The sequence below is a fragment of the Microbacterium sp. NPDC064978 genome (assembly GCF_044543605.1).
In the GTDB taxonomy this organism is placed as follows: Bacteria; Actinomycetota; Actinomycetes; order Actinomycetales; family Microbacteriaceae; genus Microbacterium; species Microbacterium meiriae.
Map to the genome: position 1 here is coordinate 19,128 of NZ_JBITWF010000006.1, position 14,348 is coordinate 33,475.

Here is a 14,348-nt window from a genome sequence, read left to right on the forward strand (position 1 = left end):
CGGCTCAGAGGTTCGGCGTGAAGCCGAACACCCGGCCGAGGAACGCGAGCTCCCGCTCCAGCGCGTCGACGATGGTCTCCGCGCTGCGGAACCCGTGGCCCTCGCCCGGGTACAGCACGTAGTCGTGGTCGATGCCGTTCGCCGCCAGAGCGTCGCGGATGGCCTCGGACTGGGACGGCGGCACGACGCGGTCCTCCTCGCCCTGCAGCAGCAGCACCGGAACGTCGATGCGGTCGGCGTGCGTCAGGGGCGAGCGCTCGATGTAGACGTCCTCGGCCGCGGGGAGCGGACCCACGAGGCCGTCGAGGTACGACGCCTCGAAGTCGTGGGTCTCGGCGGCGAGCAGCCGGAGATCCGCGACACCGTAGCGGCTGATGCCGGCCGCGAACGTGCCGCCCCGGACGAGTGCGGAGAGCACCGTCCAGCCGCCGGCCGAGCCCCCGCGGATGGCGATGCGGGTGGAATCTGCCAACCCGGCGTCCGCGAGGCCGCGGGCCGCCGCGATCACGTCGTCCACGTCGACGATGCCCCACTGTCCCTGCAGACGGTCGCGGTAGGCGCGTCCATATCCCGTCGATCCGCCGTAGTTGACGTCGAGGACCCCGATGCCCCGGCTCGTGAAGAACGCGATGGAGGCGGAGGTCGCACCGGTGACATGGGCGGTCGGACCGCCGTGCACGAGCACGATGTAGGGCGGCAGCTCCCCGTCGGCGCCGCGGGGGTCTCCGGGCGCGGCGGGCGGATACGCGAACGCGTGCACGGGGCCGTGTGCCCCTTCCACGACGATCTGCTGCGCCCCCGGCATCCAGTCCTCGTCGACCGGAGCGCCACCGGTGATGGTCTCGACGGTCCCCCTGTCGACATCGACGCACCAGATGCCTGAGGTCACGCGCGAGCCGTCTCCGCTGAGCAGCACGCGGGAGCCGGCGACGTCGTCCACGCTGAGGTGCCCGTCGCCCGGCACCGTGATCGCCCGGGTCTCGCCGTCCGCGGACACGAGCTGCACCTCGTCGCGTCCATTCGTGCGCACCGCCACGAGGCGCCCGTCGGCCAGGACCTGGAACCAGCGGTTGCCGAGCACCCAGAGGCCGTATCCGGTATCCGCGTCCGACGAGGTCAGCGCGCGCGAGGCGCCGAGCCGGAGGCCGTCCAGTGCGAGGTGCTGGAGCTGCCAGCGCCCTGAAGCGTCGTCGGCGAACACGAGCGCGTCGTCGCCGCGCCACTCCGGCTGCAGGGCCGCGGAGGTGGGGACGCGGGTGACGGTCCCGCCGTCCACCGCCCCGATGGCGAGGGCGGCACTCTCCCACGGCATGCTGTCCGCCTGCCACTCGACCCAGGCCACCCGGCTGCCGTCCGGCGAGAGAGCGGGGTGGGCGAAGAATCCGGTGCCCTCCGCGATCACGCGCACCGCAGCCGCTTCGTCGGCGGCCGAGCCGTCCACGGGGATCTCCACGATCGCGCGGCGGTGCGGGGCGGCCGAGAGGTCTTCGCGGACCGCAAGCAGGCGGCCGCTCTGCACGCGCAGCCCGCCGTACGACGGGCCGGCGGCGGTGAGGGGGCGCGGCTCCGCGCCGCGGTCCATGCGGTGCACACGCTGGTCGGCGCCGGAGACGAAGTACAGGGTGTCGCCGTCGACGGTCCAGGCACCGCCCCCGTACTCGTGCACGTGGGAGCGGGCGCTCCAGGGTGCCGGGAGGATCTCCGCCCCCGTCGAGCTGCGCACCGTGACGCGTCCGCCCTCGGCGGGCACGGACTCGGCCCACCACACCTCATCGCCGACGAAGCGTGTTCCGTCGATGCGGGGAGCCGCTCCGGCGACGGCGGCGGCGGTGAAGGGGGAGGCCCAGGAGCCGAACGGTGAGGACATGCGTCGAGCCTACGGGCGGTGACACACGACGTCACACTCGTGCGGCGGGCCGAGGGCGTGTTCTAGGTTTCTGGAAACGCCCGGTTGATCCCGGACGTGGAGCGACAGCCGAGCCCGGCACCCGCCCGCGAGCGACGTGCTCTTCGTCGTGCGCGGACCCCGGCCCCTGTCCCCTGGAGAGAAGATGTCTTCCCCGTTCGACGCCTCCCGCGCCTCCCGCGTGCCGTTCTCCTTCGAGCTGTATCCGCCCCGCTCGGAGTCGAGCCAGGAGGCGCTGCACGAGACCGTCCGTCACCTCGCCGCGGCCGGACCCGCGTTCCTCTCGGTGACCTATGGCGCCGGCGGCTCGACCGGGGGACGCTCGCTCGACGTGCTGCGGTTCATCCGCGAGCACACCGACGTCGAGCCCCTCGCCCATCTCACGTGCGTCGGCAACACCTATGCCGGGGCCACGGCGCTCATCCGGGAGTTCCTCGACGCCGGGATCCTCCGCTTCCTCGCCCTCCGCGGCGATCCGCCCGCGGGCCGGACGGAGCCCTTCCTCGGCGACCTGGAGAGCGCGGCTCAGCTCGTGCAGCTCATCGATCGCGTCCAGGCCGAACGTGCTCCGTACCAGGAGTCCCCGGTCCCCGGCCTTCCCGGAGCCGCGCTGGTGGCCCCCCGGCAGAAGGTCGACATCGCGGTCGCGGCCTTCCCGAAGGGGCACCCGCGGGCCACGCACCGCACCCAGGACGTGGAGGCTCTGCTCGCCAAGCAGGCGGCGGGGGCGACCTTCGCCATCACCCAGCTCTTCTTCCACCCGGACGACTACCTCGCCTTCGTGGAGCGAGCTCGAGCGGGCGGCGTCACCATCCCGATCCTTCCCGGCATCATGCCGATCACCTCACCTGCCCGGCTGGCCCGGGTGCTGGAGCTCACGGGGGAGGACCTGCCGAGCGAGCTCTCGGTCGCCCTCGACGTCGAGCCCACCGCCGAGGGGCGTCGGGAGATCGGGATCTCGTGGGCCGCGCGCCTCGCCGCCGACGTCGTCGCCGGCGGCGCCCCCGGCGTCCACCTGTACGCCTTCAACCAGCACGAGACCGTCCTGACCGTCCTCGCCGAAGCCGGCATCGTCCCGGCGCTCCGGCACTAGTCCCCGCCGAAAGGAAACACCATGACCGCATTCCCCGAGGGCACCATCCTCGGCTATCCCCGCATCGGCCGCCGCCGCGAGCTCAAGAAGGCCGTCGAGGCGTTCTGGGCGGGCCGCATCGACGAGCAGGAGCTGGAGCGGACGGCAGCGGACCTGCGCGCGGCGACCCGTGAACGCCTGGCCGCCCTCGGCCTCGGTCGCACGGACTCGTCGATCCCGGAGTCCTTCTCGTTCTACGACCAGGTGCTCGATGCCGCCGCCACGGTCGGCGCCATCCCCGCGCGCTTCGACGACCTGCGGGAGGCGGACGGGACGATCGGACTCTCCGCACTGTTCACCGTCGCCCGCGGCGAGGGGGAGCGCGCGCCGCTGGAGATGACGAAGTGGTTCGATTCGAACTACCACTACCTCGTGCCGGAGATCGGCCCGGAGACGGTGTTCTCCCTCGCCAGCGACCGGCTGGTGCGCGAGGTCGCCGAGGCCGCGGCCGCCGGATTCGTCACGCGTCCCGTGGTCGTCGGACCGGTCACGCTGCTGGCGCTCGCGAAGGCGTCGGACGACGCGCCGGAGGGCTTCGAGCCGCTCTCGCGTCTGGAGGACGTGCTGCCGGTCTACGTCGATCTGCTCGCCCGCCTGCGCGCCGCGGGTGCCGAGTGGGTGCAGCTCGACGAGCCCGCGCTCGTCAGCGAGTCGCTGCCGGCCACGACCGCCCAACTCGCCTCGGCGGCGGAGCGCGCGCTCGCGGTGCTGGGCAGCGCCGAGGAACGTCCCTCGATCCTCGTCGCGGCCCCGTATGCGAGCCTCGGCGAGACGTTCGGGACCGTGGCCGCGGCCCCCATCGAGGCGATCGCCGTCGACCTCGTGCGCGGTGCCGTGCCGGAGGCGGTGCCTGGCCTCGAGGGCAAGGCCCTCGTCGGCGGTGTGATCGACGGTCACAACATCTGGCGTGGCGACCTCTCCGCGGCGTTCGACTCCCTGGCGGCGCTCCGCGCGCTCGGTGCACCGGTGTCCGCGGCCACCTCGACCTCGCTGCTGCACGTGCCGCACGACGTGGAGGACGAGACCGCGCTCGACGAGCGCCTGGTGTCCTGGCTCGCGTTCGCGGACCAGAAGGTGCAGCAGGTCGTGACCCTCGCCCGCGGTCTGTCCGAAGGGCGCACGGCGATCGCGACCGAGCTGGACGCCGCGACCGCTGCGCTGCAGGATCGCCTGAGCGCTCCCGGCGTGCGCGACGGTGCGGTGCGTTCCCGTGCGCTGACCGACGCCGACTTCGCCCGTGCTCCGTACGCGGAGCGGGAAGAGGCGCAGAATGTCCTCGGCCTGCCGGTGCTGCCCCTGACGACGATCGGCTCCTTCCCGCAGACCGGCGACATCCGCCGCGCACGCGCGCAGTTCCTCCGCGGCGAGATCCCCGAGGACGACTACGAGGAGTTCCTCCGCCGTGAGGTCGCCGCGGTCGTCTCCCTGCAGGAGGACCTCGGCCTCGACGTCCTCGTGCACGGCGAACCCGAGCGGAACGACATGGTGCAGTACTTCGCCGAGCACCTCGACGGCTTCGCGGTCACGCAGCACGGCTGGGTGCAGTCGTACGGCTCGCGAGCCACGCGTCCGTCGATCCTCTGGGGCGATGTCTCCCGCCCGGCGCCCATCACGGTCGCCTGGTCGGCATACGCCCAGTCGCTCACCGCGAAGCACATGAAGGGGATGCTCACGGGGCCGGTCACCATCCTCGCGTGGTCCTTCGTCCGCGACGACCAGCCTCTGGGGGAGACCGCGAACCAGGTCGCGCTCGCCCTCCGCGACGAGATCGCCGATCTGGAGGCCGCGGGCATCCAGGTGATCCAGGTCGACGAGCCGGCGCTGCGCGAGCTGCTGCCGCTGAAGCAGACCGACCAGCCCGCGTACCTGGACTGGTCCGTCGCCTCGTTCCGTCTGGCGACGGGCGGTGCCGCGGCGGCCACGCAGGTGCACACCCACCTCTGTTACTCGGAGTTCGGCGTCGTGATCGACGCGATCCGTGCGCTCGACGCCGACGTGACGTCGATCGAGGCGGCCCGCAGCCGCATGGAGGTCGTCGCGGACATCGCCGAGGTCGGCTTCGACCACGGCATCGGCCCCGGTGTCTACGACATCCACTCGCCGCGTGTGCCGACGGTCGAGGAGGTCGAGTCCCTGCTGCGTCGCGCGGTCGAGGAGATCCCGCTCCGTCAGCTCTGGGTGAACCCGGACTGCGGCCTGAAGACCCGCGGCTACGCCGAGACCACGGCATCGCTGCGGAACATCGTCGAGGCCACCCGCCGGGTGCGCGAGGACGTGGTGGTCACCGCCTGACACTCCTGCTCAGCGAGACGACGAAGGCCCTCCCGGTGCACCGGGAGGGCCTTCGTCGTGTGTCTCAGACGGCGCGCATGACCGCGACGACCTTGCCGAGCACGACGGCTTCGTCGCCCAGGATCGGCTCGAACGCGGAGTTGCGGGGGAGCAGCCAGGTGTGGCCGTCGCGACGACGAAGCACCTTGACGGTGGCCTCGCCGTCGAGCATGGCGGCGACGATCTCGCCGTTCTCCGCGGTGTTCTGCGACCGGACCACGACCCAGTCCCCGTCGCAGATCGCGGCGTCGATCATCGACTCGCCGGAGACCTTGAGCATGAAGAGGTCGCCCTTGCCGACGAGCTGCCGGGGGAGCGGGAAGATCTCCTCCACCTGCTGATCGGCGTTGATGGGCACGCCGGCGGCGATGCGGCCGACCAGCGGGACCAGGGCGGCGTCGCCGACCGGGGTCGCCACATCCGCGGGGTTCTCCGCACCGGTGCCGGGAAGGTCGATGAGGACCTCCATGGCGCGCGTCTTGCCCGGGTCGCGCCGCAGGTAGCCGCTGAGCTCGAGCTGACCGAGCTGGTGCGTGACGCTGGACAGCGACTTGAGTCCGACGGCATCGCCGATCTCGCGCATGCTCGGCGGGTAGCCGTTCTGTGCGATGGAGGCCTGGATGACCTCGAGGATCGCCATCTGCTTCGGGCTGAGGCTCTTGCGACGGCGGGTGCGCGGCGCCTCGGACTCGAGGGCTGAGGTGTCGCTCATGGTGCTCCTTCACTGCGTGATCCGACGTGCCGCTTCGAATGTCGGTGGCCCGTGGTGGGGTGTCCTTATCGAAACCGTATCCGAGAAAAGCGCGGATCTGGAAGATCTGTTCGAGCGTGTCGGGCGATTCGCGGGCCGCGGCTTCGAAGACAGCTTGACAGATGTTCGAACTCGAAGATATCTTCGGAACGTAGCTTCGCATCCACGGCTCCCGGCCGAGGCGCGGATGCGAAAGCTACGCCAACCTCCCCGGGCTCCGGCGCCGGGACAGTAAGGAGCAGACATGAGCAGCATCAGCCTCAGCACCGCGACCGCCTTCCCGGCATCGGCCCGTCCGGCCACCCGGCTGCGGATCACGGCACGCGGCCGCCGCGCTCTGCTCGCGCTCGCCTCGGTCCCGCTCGCAGCGGGCATCGCCTTCGCCGCCATCAGCGGGGGCAGTGCGATCGCCTCCGGCGCGGACGCACCGGCCGTCTCCGTCGAGACCGTCACGGTCATGCCCGGCGACACCCTCTGGTCGATCGCGAGCAGCATCGCCCCCGAGGCCGACCCCCGCGAGGTCATCGGTGAGATCAGCCGTATGAACCTCCTCCGCGGCGGCGAGCTGCAGGTCGGTCAGGAGCTCGCGCTCCCGGCCCGCTACACCGACTGACGCGGAGCCCGAGTCTTCCGATCCGGTCGTCACGATGACCTCGGCTCTCCGTGCTCCTCTTAAGATGGGAAGGGTGACCTTCTCCCTCAACGATCTCCCGCTCCGCGACGATCTGCGCGGACTCACCCCGTACGGCGCGCCCCAGGCCCCGCTGCCGGTGGCTCTGAACGTGAACGAGAACACGCATCCCGTTCCCGACGAGGTCGCGAGCGACATCCTCGATGACATCGCCGTGGCGATCCGGGACGTGAACCGGTACCCGGATCGTGAGTTCACGACGCTGCGGGAGGCCTTCGCCGACTACCTGGGTCACGGCCTCACGCCGGAGCAGATCTGGGCGGGAAACGGCTCCAACGAGGTGCTGCAGCACATCTTCCAGGCTTTCGGCGGTCCGGACCGCACGGCATTCGGCTTCGGCCCGACGTACTCGATGTACCCGCTCATCGCGAAGGGCACAGGGGCGTCGTGGATCGCCGGCACCCGGCAGCCGGACTACACCGTCACCGCGGAGGAGGCGGCGGAGCAGGTCCGTGCGGCCGACCCGGACATCGTGATCCTCTGCTCGCCGAACAATCCGACGGGCACGCCGCTGGGGCTCGACGTGGTGGAGGCCGTCTACGACGCCGCCCGTGGCGTGGTGATCGTCGACGAGGCCTATCAGGAGTTCGCGCCGCGCGATGCCCCGTCTGCACTGACTCTGCTGGAGGGCCGGCCGCGGCTGGCGGTCTCCCGCACCATGAGCAAGGCCTTCGCCTTCGCCGGTGCCCGCGTCGGCTACCTCGCCGCCGACCCCGCGTTCATCGACGCGCTGCGTCTGGTGCGCCTGCCCTACCACCTGAGCGCCCTGACGCAGGCGGCGGCCGTCGCCGCGCTCCGCAATGCCGACGTCATGCTCGGGATGGTGCAGGAGATCGTGGAGCAGCGCGACCGGATCACGGCCACGCTGGAGGCCCTCGGCTACACGCCCCACCTCTCGTGGTCCAACTTCGTGCTGTTCGGCGGCGTCGCGGACCCGCAGGCCACCTGGCAGCAGCTCTACGATCGCGGCGTGCTCGTCCGTGACGTCGGCATCCCCGGTCACCTGCGGGTGAGTGCCGGTACGGAGGCGGAGACCACGGCGTTCCTGGACGCCCTGGCCTCGATAGGATCGGCATCATGACCATCCCCGCGCCCACCGCACGCACCGCGAGCCGCGTGCGCCGCACGTCGGAGTCCACCGTCGAGGTCGAGCTCAACCTGGACGGTACCGGCGCGAGCCGCATCGACACCTCGGTGCCGTTCTTCGACCACATGCTCACGGCGTTCGCGAAGCACTCGCTGACGGATCTCACCGTGCGGGCGTCCGGCGACACCCACATCGACGCGCACCACACCGTGGAAGACGTCTCGATCGTGCTCGGTCAGGCGATCCTCGCCGCGCTCGGGGACAAGTCCGGCATCTCCCGCTACGGCGACGCCCTCGTCCCCCTGGACGAGGCGCTCGCGCAGGCGGTCGTCGACATCTCCGGTCGCCCGTACCTCGTGCACGAGGGTGAACCCGCGGGCTTCGAGCACCACCTGATCGGCGGGCACTTCACCGGATCGCTCGTCCGGCACGTCTTCGAAGCCATCACCTTCAACGCCGCCCTCACCGTGCACGTCCGGGTCCTGGGCGGGCGCGACCCGCACCACATCGCCGAGGCCGAGTTCAAGGCGTTCGCGCGGGCGTTCCGTCAGGCGAAGGCGCTGGATCCCCTCGTCGACGGCATCCCGTCCACCAAGGGAGCCTTGTGAGCGCCGCGCCCCGGGTCGCCGTCTTCGACTACGAGTCCGGCAACGTCCACTCCGCGGTCAAGGCGCTCGTCGCCGCGGGAGCCGACGCCGTCCTCACGCGCGACCGCACCGAGGCTCTCGAGGCCGACGGGTTCGTCGTGCCCGGCGTCGGAGCCTTCCAGGCCGTGCGGGACGCACTGCACGCTCACGGCGGCGACGAGATCATCGGCCGTCGTCTCGCGGGCGGTCGACCGGTGCTGGGTATCTGCGTCGGCATGCAGGTGCTCTTCGAGCACGGCGTCGAGCGCGGGCACGACACCGCGGGCCTCGGCGAGTGGCCGGGCGCCGTGACGGAGCTCAACGCCCCTGTCCTGCCGCACATGGGCTGGAACACCGTGGAGCCGGGGGAGGACACCGTCCTGTTCCGCGGGATCGAGCAGGAACGTTTCTACTTCGTGCACTCCTATGCGGCGCAGTCCTGGGAGCTCGATGTGATCCCGCCGTTCCCCCAGCCCGTGCTCACCTGGGCGACCTACGGCGGTCCCTTCCTCGCGGCCGTGGAGAACGGCCCGCTCTCGGCGACGCAGTTCCACCCCGAGAAGTCCGGAGACGCCGGCATCCAGCTGCTCCGGAACTGGGTGCAGAGCCTCTGATCCGGAGCCGCGTCGGCGCCGGGCGTCATGCGGTTTGTCCCGCGCCCCGCGGCGGACTACCCTCGTCTCTCGTGCCCTCTCGGGCCGCAGACCCACCCGAACCAAGGACCCCATGAACGACTTCGCGCAGTCCCCCTCGCTCACGCTCCTCCCCGCGGTCGACGTCGCCGGCGGCAAGGCGGTCCGTCTGACCCAGGGGGAGGCGGGCACGGAGACGAGCTACGGCGACCCGCTCGACGCCGCGGGGGAGTGGGTCTCGCAGGGAGCCTCCTGGATCCACCTCGTCGACCTCGACGCGGCGTTCGGACGCGGCAGCAACGCCCCGATCCTGCGCAAGGTCATCAAGCAGTTCAAGAACGTCAACGTCGAGCTCTCCGGCGGCATCCGGGACGACGCGAGTCTGGAGGCGGCTCTGGAGAGCGGCGCCGCCCGCATCAACCTCGGCACCGCCGCCCTGGAGAACCCGGAGTGGGCCGCCGACGTGATCAGCCGCTTCGGCGAGGCGATCGCCGTCGGCCTCGACGTGCGCGGCACCACGCTCGCGGCGCGGGGCTGGACGAAGGAGGGCGGTGACCTCTGGGAGGTGCTCGAGCGCCTCGAGGACGCCGGCTGCAGCCGCTACGTCGTCACCGACGTGACCAAGGACGGCACGCTGCGCGGTCCGAACCTGGAGCTCCTGCGTGAGGTCACCTCGCGCACGCCGAAGCCGGTCGTCGCGTCGGGCGGCATCTCGAACCTCGACGACATCGCCGCCCTGCGCGACCTCGTGCCGCTGGGCGTCGAGGGCGCCATCGTCGGCAAGGCGCTGTACGCGGGCGCCTTCACGCTGGCGGAGGCCCTGGATGTCGCCGGAGACTGACCCCCACGCCTGCGGGCCGGAGCCGCACAACCGGGCGGACTCGGCCGGTGTCCCCTGGGAGGGGCGCAGCTTCGAGTCGAATCCGCATGCCGCGGACGACGGCTCGGCGGACCCTGCTCTTCTCGCCGCCCTGCTCCGCTTCCGCGCGGGGGAGGGGAGTCAGACGGAGGTCGTCGACGCGTTCCGCTCCGCGCGGGTGCTCATCCCGCTGATCGCCGAGAAGGGTGAGGAGGGGGTGGCCCCCAGCGGCCTCGCGGTGGACAAGACGCAGGAGCTGTCGATCGTCACCGTCGCCGCACCGGACGGGCGCCGCGTCCAGCCGGTGTTCTCATCGGTCGAGACGATGCAGCGCTGGGACCCGTCGGCGCGACCCATCCCGGTCGAGGCCGTCCGCGCCGCGCTGGCCGCATCGTCGGAGGATACCGACCTGATCGTGCTCGACCCGACCTCGGACACGGAGTTCGTGATCCGGCGACCCGCCGTCTGGGCCGTGGCGCAGGGGCACGCGTGGGAACCGAGCTTCCTCTCGCCCGAGGTGGTCACCGCGCTCCGGGAGAGCATCGCCCACGAACTCGCCGTGATCGACGTCGCGGTCGCGCCCGGTGACCCGGATGCGCGGCTGCGCGGGCCAGAGCTCGTCGTGGTGCTGGAGCTCGTCGACGGCCTGGAGCGCGAGGTCCTGGATGCGGTGCTCGCGCGCCTCGCCCAGCGGTGGGCGGCGGATGACCGCATCGCCGTCCTCGCCGACTCGCTGACGGTCAAGCTCCGCCGCAGCGTCTGAGGCGGAGCTCCGACCGGATCAGGTGACGGGGCCGGTCCACTTCTCGCCGGGGCCCTTGCCGATCGGGTCCGGGATGGTCGAGGCCTCGCGGAAGGCGAGCTGCAGCGAACGGAGGCCGTCACGCAACGAGCGGGCGTGCATGTCGCTGATCTCGGGGGCGCCGGCGGTGATGAGTCCCGCCAGCGCGTTGATGAGCTTGCGCGCCTCGTCCAGGTCGAGCTGAGCCGCGGCCTCCGGGTCGTCCGCCAGGCCGAGCTTGACGGCGGCAGCACTCATGAGGTGCACGGCGGCGGTGGTGATCACCTCGACGGCCGGGACGTCGGCGATGTCGCGGACGGCCGAGGAGGCCGCTTCTTCCTGCCGAGCCCATCGCTCCTCGCGCTCGCGGGCCGCCTCGTCCGATGCCTGGTTCGTCACTTCGCCTTGCTTTCTGTTAGACTTTGGCGGGCTCCGGAGCGCCATGCTCCGGAACGAAAGAGGATTCACTTCCCACCCGCGCTTGCCGTTCCAGGCTACCGGGTCTTGCGCTCCGCCGGCTCCGCTCGTCACGAGGGGACCGGTAGACAGGGTGCGGAGCCGGCGTCTGAGAGCCGGCGGGTGGGGGACGACTCCGATTTCGCCCGAGATGCAGACAGCATCACGGTGGCCGAATCACATCGTCTAAGGAGCTCCGCATCAGCGATCCCCGTACCAATGAGCGCATCCGCGTCCCCGAGGTCCGCCTCGTCGGCCCCGCGGGTGAGCAGATCGGCGTTGTCCGCATCGAGGCAGCGCTGCGTCTCGCACAGGAAGCCGATCTCGACCTCGTCGAGGTCGCCCCGAACTCGAAGCCGCCCGTCGTCAAGATCATGGACTACGGCAAGTTCAAGTACGAGGCCGCGCAGAAGGAAAAGGAAGCGCGTCGCAACCAGGCGAACACGATCCTCAAGGAAGTCCGCTTCCGTCTGAAGATCGAGGCGCACGACTACACCACGAAGCTCAAGCGCGCCGAGGGCTTCCTCAAGGCCGGTGACAAGGTCAAGGCCATGATCCTCTTCCGCGGTCGCGAGCAGTCGCGTCCCGAGCAGGGTGTGCGTCTGCTGCGCAAGTTCGCCGAGGACGTCGCCGAGTTCGGCACCGTCGAGTCGAACCCGACCATCGACGGCCGCAACATGGTCATGGTCGTCGCGCCGCACAAGAGCAAGTCCGAGGCGAAGCAGGAGCAGAACGCCGTGCGCGCCGCGAACAAGCAGGCCGCGCGCGATGCGAAGAACGACGCGGACGCTTCCGCGGACGCCCCGGCGGAGTAGATCCGCCCCCAGAACTCCCGCACCGCGGGTTGACACCGTCGCCTGAGAAGGCGCCATACGAAGGAAGAGAAGATGCCGAAGCAGAAGACCCACTCGGGTGCTAAGAAGCGCTTCAAGATCACCGGCAGCGGCAAGCTGAAGAAGCAGCAGGCCGGGATGCGCCACAACCTCGAGCACAAGTCGAGCCGTCGCACCCGCCGTCTGAACCAGGACCAGGTGCTCGCGAAGGCGGACTTCAAGGTCGCGAAGAAGCTTCTCGGTCGCTGACGCGCCGAACGCACGATAGGAACACAGGAAAATGGCAAGAGTCAAGCGGGCGGTCAACGCCCACAAGAAGCGTCGGGTCATCCTCGAGCGCGCCTCCGGCTACCGCGGTCAGCGTTCGCGCCTCTACCGGAAGGCCAAGGAGCAGGTCATCCACTCCCTGGTCTACTCGTACCGGGACCGTCGCAAGCGCAAGGGCGACTTCCGTCGTCTCTGGATCCAGCGCATCAACGCCGCTGCCCGCCAGAACGGCATGACGTACAACCGCTTCATCCAGGGCCTCAACCTCGCGGGTGTCACGGTCGACCGTCGCATGCTCGCCGACCTCGCGGTGAACGATGCCGCGACGTTCACGACGCTGGTCGAGACGGCGAAGAAGGCTCTGCCCTCCGACGTCAACGCGCCGAAGTCGGTCGCGTAAGCATCTCGCTTCCGAACGGGCGTCTTCCTCCGGGAAGGCGCCCGTTCCGCGTATCCGGGCGGTGGCGGGCTGACCGTAGACTGAGTCCGTGCTGGAGAACCCCCGTTCCCCCCGAGTCCGTGCCGTCGCCAAGCTGACCAAGCGCAGCGCGCGTACCGAGACCGGGCTGTTCCTGTTGGAAGGTCCGCAGTCCGTCCGTGAGGCGCTGACGTACCGTCCGGAGGCGATCATCGAGCTGTTCGCGACCCCTCACGGGTGGGAGAGGCACGCGGACATCCGTGCCGCGGCGGCGGAGGCGGACGTCGAGGTCGAGTACGTGAGCGAGGACGTGCTCAACGCGATGGCCGACACGGTGACCCCGCAGGGGCTCGTCGCGGTCGTCCGTCAGACGCCGACCTCGGTGCGGGACATCTTCGATGCGGCACCGCGTCTCGTCGCGATCTGCGAGGAGGTGCGCGACCCTGGCAACCTCGGCACGATCATCCGGGCCGCCGACGCCGCCGGCGCCGAAGCCGTCGTGCTCACCGGTCGCACGGTCGATCCGTACAACCCCAAGGTGGTGCGGGCGACGACCGGCTCGCTCTTCCACCTTCCGGTCTCCGTGGGCGGGGACCTCGACGAGGTCGTGCGACGTGCGCACGATGCGGGCCTGCAGATCCTCGCGGCCGACGTGAAGGGGGATGACCTCCTCGCAGCCCGCGCCGACGGTGTGCTCGGCGAGCCGACCGCCTGGCTGTTCGGCAATGAGGCGCGCGGACTCGAGGACGATGCGCTGACACGGGCCGACCGGGTCCTGCGGCTGCCGATCTTCGGACGCGCGGAGTCGCTCAACCTGGCCACCGCGGCGAGCGTGTGCCTGTACGAGAGCGCGTTCGCCCAACGCGCCGCCGCCACCGGCTGACCGGCGACGGACGGGACGCAGGATGCGGATTCTCATCGTCGAGGACGACGAGCGGGTGGCGGGGGCCTTGCAGGCCTTCCTCGCGCGCTCGGGCTATGCCACCGTGCACGCCGCCGACGGGGCGACCGCGCTGGAGCACCTCGACGCCGACACCGAGGTGGTGCTGCTGGACCTCGGGCTACCGGACGTCGACGGGATCGACCTCTGCCGTCGCATCCGGGGGCGGTCCGACGTCCCGATCGTGATCGTCACCGCGCGCAACCAGGTCGCCGAGCGCATCAAGGGGCTGCGGGCCGGAGCCGATGACTTCGTGGTGAAGCCGTACGACGTGCACGAACTCCTGGCGCGGATCGAGGCGGTCACCCGGCGATCACGGCCGCTGCGCACGGAACCGGATACCCGGGTGCTGCTGCACGACGGGGCGGTGCAGATCGACCTCGTGGCGCGGGAGGTGCAGGTCGGCGGGGTGCCGCTGGCGCTCACCCGCAAGGAGTTCGACATCGTGGGCGTGCTCGCCCGGTATCCGGGTGTGGCGGTGCCGAAGGAGCGCCTCATCCGCGAGGTCTGGAACACCGATTGGCGCGGCTTCGGCCACTCGCTCGAGGTGCACGTGGCGGCCATCCGGAAGAAGAGCGGGGACCGCGCGTTCATCGAGACGGTGCGCGGCGTCGGCTATCGGCTCGCGGGGTCCTGAC

Annotated in this window: 16 protein-coding genes; 13 read left to right on the top strand and 3 right to left on the bottom strand. The window is 70.9% G+C overall.

The genetic code is table 11. From position 1 onward, the window contains the following. Nucleotides 1-4: 4 nt before the first annotated feature. Nucleotides 5-1,867: a prolyl oligopeptidase family serine peptidase gene (locus ACIGJI_RS17005; RefSeq protein ID WP_363447818.1), complete on the bottom strand. Its 1,863-nt coding sequence runs from the start codon at nt 1,865-1,867 to the stop codon at nt 5-7. Nucleotides 1,868-2,051: 184 nt separating this feature from the next. On the opposite strand from ACIGJI_RS17005, the gene ACIGJI_RS17010 reads away from it, so the two are divergent. Both ACIGJI_RS17010 and metE read left to right on the top strand, forming a co-directional pair. Further along, nucleotides 2,052-2,999 carry a methylenetetrahydrofolate reductase gene (locus ACIGJI_RS17010; protein WP_259954189.1) on the top strand — a complete coding sequence of 316 codons (948 nt, stop codon included), beginning with the start codon at nt 2,052-2,054 and terminating at the stop codon, nt 2,997-2,999. 21 nt (nt 3,000-3,020) lie between these two features. Next, the gene (metE, locus tag ACIGJI_RS17015; protein WP_363447821.1) at nt 3,021-5,330 is read left to right on the top strand and encodes a 5-methyltetrahydropteroyltriglutamate--homocysteine S-methyltransferase; all 2,310 of its coding nucleotides are present in this window, start codon (nt 3,021-3,023) and stop codon (nt 5,328-5,330) included. Nucleotides 5,331-5,394: 64 nt separating this feature from the next. On the opposite strand, the gene lexA is transcribed toward metE, so the two are convergent. Continuing rightward, nucleotides 5,395-6,081, bottom strand: a complete 687-nt coding sequence (gene lexA, locus ACIGJI_RS17020; protein ID WP_363447823.1) for a transcriptional repressor LexA — start codon at nt 6,079-6,081, stop codon at nt 5,395-5,397. 283 nt (nt 6,082-6,364) lie between these two features. Between lexA and ACIGJI_RS17025 the strand changes: the two genes are divergently transcribed. The 6 genes from ACIGJI_RS17025 to ACIGJI_RS17050 all read left to right on the top strand — a co-directional run bounded on the left by ACIGJI_RS17025 (nt 6,365) and on the right by ACIGJI_RS17050 (nt 10,778). Further along, nucleotides 6,365-6,733: a LysM peptidoglycan-binding domain-containing protein gene (locus ACIGJI_RS17025; protein WP_187661886.1), complete on the top strand. Its 369-nt coding sequence runs from the start codon at nt 6,365-6,367 to the stop codon at nt 6,731-6,733. Between the two features lie 64 nt (nt 6,734-6,797). After that, on the top strand, nt 6,798-7,892 hold the full coding sequence (locus ACIGJI_RS17030) for a histidinol-phosphate transaminase (RefSeq protein WP_370428498.1): 1,095 nt from the start codon (nt 6,798-6,800) through the stop codon (nt 7,890-7,892). After that, nucleotides 7,889-8,506 carry an imidazoleglycerol-phosphate dehydratase HisB gene (hisB, locus tag ACIGJI_RS17035; protein WP_187661884.1) on the top strand — a complete coding sequence of 206 codons (618 nt, stop codon included), beginning with the start codon at nt 7,889-7,891 and terminating at the stop codon, nt 8,504-8,506. Before ACIGJI_RS17030 ends, hisB begins: the two co-directional genes overlap by 4 nt. Beyond that, nucleotides 8,503-9,138: an imidazole glycerol phosphate synthase subunit HisH gene (gene hisH, locus ACIGJI_RS17040; RefSeq protein WP_187661883.1), complete on the top strand. Its 636-nt coding sequence runs from the start codon at nt 8,503-8,505 to the stop codon at nt 9,136-9,138. Before hisB ends, hisH begins: the two co-directional genes overlap by 4 nt. 112 nt (nt 9,139-9,250) lie before the next feature. Further along, nucleotides 9,251-9,997, top strand: coding sequence for a bifunctional 1-(5-phosphoribosyl)-5-((5-phosphoribosylamino)methylideneamino)imidazole-4-carboxamide isomerase/phosphoribosylanthranilate isomerase PriA (priA, locus tag ACIGJI_RS17045; protein WP_025105284.1), 747 nt, complete (start codon nt 9,251-9,253; stop codon nt 9,995-9,997). Continuing rightward, nucleotides 9,981-10,778, top strand: coding sequence for an SseB family protein (locus tag ACIGJI_RS17050; protein WP_363447826.1), 798 nt, complete (start codon nt 9,981-9,983; stop codon nt 10,776-10,778). Before priA ends, ACIGJI_RS17050 begins: the two co-directional genes overlap by 17 nt. Nucleotides 10,779-10,796: 18 nt before the next feature. Here ACIGJI_RS17050 and ACIGJI_RS17055 read toward each other — a convergent pair whose 3' ends face one another. Continuing rightward, nucleotides 10,797-11,195: a DUF1844 domain-containing protein gene (locus tag ACIGJI_RS17055; protein ID WP_060922526.1), complete on the bottom strand. Its 399-nt coding sequence runs from the start codon at nt 11,193-11,195 to the stop codon at nt 10,797-10,799. Nucleotides 11,196-11,428: 233 nt separating this feature from the next. Between ACIGJI_RS17055 and infC the strand changes: the two genes are divergently transcribed. The 5 genes from infC to ACIGJI_RS17080 all read left to right on the top strand — a co-directional run bounded on the left by infC (nt 11,429) and on the right by ACIGJI_RS17080 (nt 14,347). Further along, on the top strand, nt 11,429-12,067 hold the full coding sequence (gene infC / locus ACIGJI_RS17060; RefSeq protein ID WP_370428515.1) for a translation initiation factor IF-3: 639 nt from the start codon (nt 11,429-11,431) through the stop codon (nt 12,065-12,067). 72 nt (nt 12,068-12,139) lie between these two features. Further along, entirely contained in the window at nt 12,140-12,334 is a 195-nt protein-coding gene (gene rpmI, locus ACIGJI_RS17065) for a 50S ribosomal protein L35 (RefSeq protein WP_025105280.1), read from the top strand. Between the two features lie 31 nt (nt 12,335-12,365). Next, the gene (gene rplT, locus ACIGJI_RS17070; RefSeq protein WP_187661881.1) at nt 12,366-12,752 is read left to right on the top strand and encodes a 50S ribosomal protein L20; all 387 of its coding nucleotides are present in this window, start codon (nt 12,366-12,368) and stop codon (nt 12,750-12,752) included. Nucleotides 12,753-12,840: 88 nt separating this feature from the next. Continuing rightward, entirely contained in the window at nt 12,841-13,653 is an 813-nt protein-coding gene (locus ACIGJI_RS17075) for an RNA methyltransferase (protein ID WP_363447828.1), read from the top strand. Between the two features lie 22 nt (nt 13,654-13,675). Further along, a complete protein-coding gene (locus ACIGJI_RS17080; RefSeq protein ID WP_268776862.1) occupies nt 13,676-14,347 on the top strand; it encodes a response regulator transcription factor in 672 nt (223 codons plus the stop codon). The last annotated feature ends 1 nt before the right edge of the window (nt 14,348 follow it).

What these genes read in the sequence shown, in the direction of transcription:
- ACIGJI_RS17005 (WP_363447818.1), bottom strand. Translation starts at nt 1,867, where the DNA reads ATGTCCTCACCGTTCGGCTCCTGGGCCTCCCCCTTCACCGCCGCCGCC.
- ACIGJI_RS17010 (WP_259954189.1), top strand. Translation starts at nt 2,052, where the DNA reads ATGTCTTCCCCGTTCGACGCCTCCCGCGCCTCCCGCGTGCCGTTCTCC.
- metE (WP_363447821.1), top strand. Translation starts at nt 3,021, where the DNA reads ATGACCGCATTCCCCGAGGGCACCATCCTCGGCTATCCCCGCATCGGC.
- lexA (WP_363447823.1), bottom strand. Translation starts at nt 6,081, where the DNA reads ATGAGCGACACCTCAGCCCTCGAGTCCGAGGCGCCGCGCACCCGCCGT.
- ACIGJI_RS17025 (WP_187661886.1), top strand. Translation starts at nt 6,365, where the DNA reads ATGAGCAGCATCAGCCTCAGCACCGCGACCGCCTTCCCGGCATCGGCC.
- ACIGJI_RS17030 (WP_370428498.1), top strand. Translation starts at nt 6,798, where the DNA reads ATGGGAAGGGTGACCTTCTCCCTCAACGATCTCCCGCTCCGCGACGAT.
- hisB (WP_187661884.1), top strand. Translation starts at nt 7,889, where the DNA reads ATGACCATCCCCGCGCCCACCGCACGCACCGCGAGCCGCGTGCGCCGC.
- priA (WP_025105284.1), top strand. Translation starts at nt 9,251, where the DNA reads ATGAACGACTTCGCGCAGTCCCCCTCGCTCACGCTCCTCCCCGCGGTC.
- ACIGJI_RS17050 (WP_363447826.1), top strand. Translation starts at nt 9,981, where the DNA reads ATGTCGCCGGAGACTGACCCCCACGCCTGCGGGCCGGAGCCGCACAAC.
- rpmI (WP_025105280.1), top strand. Translation starts at nt 12,140, where the DNA reads ATGCCGAAGCAGAAGACCCACTCGGGTGCTAAGAAGCGCTTCAAGATC.
- rplT (WP_187661881.1), top strand. Translation starts at nt 12,366, where the DNA reads ATGGCAAGAGTCAAGCGGGCGGTCAACGCCCACAAGAAGCGTCGGGTC.
- ACIGJI_RS17080 (WP_268776862.1), top strand. Translation starts at nt 13,676, where the DNA reads ATGCGGATTCTCATCGTCGAGGACGACGAGCGGGTGGCGGGGGCCTTG.